This is a genomic window from Sphingomonas sp. Ant H11 (assembly GCF_000797515.1).
Lineage (GTDB): Bacteria > Pseudomonadota > Alphaproteobacteria > Sphingomonadales > Sphingomonadaceae > Sphingomonas.
The window spans coordinates 1-1,355 of the sequence record NZ_JSBN01000205.1 but is presented as its reverse complement, the minus strand read 5'-3'; the positions used below and the strand labels follow the sequence as shown (position 1 = coordinate 1,355).

Annotated in this window: 4 protein-coding genes; all 4 read left to right on the top strand. The window is 63.7% G+C overall.

Annotation, left to right across the window (positions count from 1 at the left end; translation table 11 throughout):
- The first annotated feature begins 311 nt into the window (after positions 1-311).
- Complete coding sequence (locus tag NW75_RS27560; protein ID WP_269430365.1) at positions 312-437, top strand: hypothetical protein; 126 nt, start codon at positions 312-314, stop codon at positions 435-437.
- Positions 438-551: 114 nt separating this feature from the next.
- A complete protein-coding gene (locus NW75_RS21565) occupies positions 552-845 on the top strand; it encodes a hypothetical protein (RefSeq protein ID WP_033967432.1) in 294 nt (97 codons plus the stop codon).
- A gap of 32 nt (positions 846-877) precedes the next feature.
- Complete coding sequence (locus NW75_RS21560) at positions 878-1,159, top strand: DUF7940 domain-containing protein (protein WP_033967431.1); 282 nt, start codon at positions 878-880, stop codon at positions 1,157-1,159.
- Positions 1,149-1,355, top strand: a 207-nt coding sequence (locus NW75_RS21555; protein ID WP_033967430.1) for a glycosyl hydrolase 108 family protein, incomplete at its 3' end; no start/stop codon positions are given. The genes NW75_RS21560 and NW75_RS21555, both read left to right, overlap by 11 nt.

The following is a 1,355-nucleotide window of genomic DNA, read 5'->3' as shown; positions in this document are numbered from 1 at the left end:
TTGTTAGCGGAGCGCTTGGCTTCCAGCAGAAGGACACCGGTGCAACATCGGGCATCTGGCTCAAGATCACCGGATCAGGAGTGGCATAATGTTCAAGATATGCGTCACCGATGCTGACACTAGCGACAACCTCTACTGGGATGGTGGAAATGTTGCGCCGAAGTCCCGAGCGCGGGCTCTCTTTCTCCTCCGAAGGGGGTGCGAGGGCCTACCTCCAGAAGGATTTCAACGATCCGAGTTCCCCCGGTTCATCCGCAGCTATGGGACGATACGACGGTACCGCCGACCGAGCGGTTTGAGATAGTGCCCGCGTGAGCGCACAAGTGCCGCGTGCTCCGACATGGAAAGACTGGTGGGCACCAGCCGCAATCGTGATCACGCTGATCGGCGCGACGATGGCGGGTGGCGGCTACATCGACGAGCTCCAGCTGACGTGAGGGCTCCACCCGGGTAAATCGCTGGCCACTGTATAGCCGGGCATCCGTCAGCCTGCCCACCCCATGGCGGCGATCCACCCGTACTGCCCGCTCACCAATCTTTCGGAGCCAGACATGCACGATATCGATTACACCGGCCCGCAGGGCGGGGCGCTGGCGCTTGCCTTTGGCGCGGGGGCGACGTTTGCCACTGCGGCCCTGATGACGGTCGGCACGTTTATCTGGCGCGTCTTCGGCGATGCGAGGATCAAGCAGCTCGAAAAAGAGCGTGACGAGACCGAGGAAAAGCACCGGCTCGAGATCGCGGGCCTCAACAACCGCATCGTCCAGCTTGAGACAATCCTGCTGACCTATGGACCGCCTCTGCTGCGGCGCGAATTGCAGGCGGCGATGGCCAGCACGCCCTAACCCTCACGCCCCGACCTTCGAAAGGAAATCCGATGACGCTGCTCGCAAAGTGGCGCGCCTGGCTGTGCGCGCGTCTCATCGATGACTGGCATCGTGCCTATACCTTCACCTCGATCCGCCTGGCCGCGATCGGCGCGCTGATCGAGGCGTTCGTGCAGGCCTTTCCCGGCACCGCCACAGAGATTTGGAACGCGATGCCACAGGATCTGCGCGCGCTGCTCCCGTCGTGGGTGACCGGATCGTTCCCGATCCTGCTGCTGGTCGCGATCGCCGTCGCGCGCATCACGCGCAAGGTGCCGACCGATGGCAAATGATGCCGCCTCCCGGCAGCCGGTCGGCAAAGCGAAGTTTGCGGCGGTCATCGTCGCGATGATCTCCGGCGTCATCGCGATCGAGGGCGGCTATGTCGATCACCCGGCCGATCCCGGCGGCGAAACCAATATGGGCATCACGCGACGGACGGCGACGCAGAGCGGCTATACTGGCCCGATGCGCACGCTGCCACGCGCC

Coding starts and splice junctions, on each gene's coding strand:
- NW75_RS21565 (WP_033967432.1), top strand. CDS start 552: ATGCACGATATCGATTACACCGGCCCGCAGGGCGGGGCGCTGGCGCTT.
- NW75_RS21560 (WP_033967431.1), top strand. CDS start 878: ATGACGCTGCTCGCAAAGTGGCGCGCCTGGCTGTGCGCGCGTCTCATC.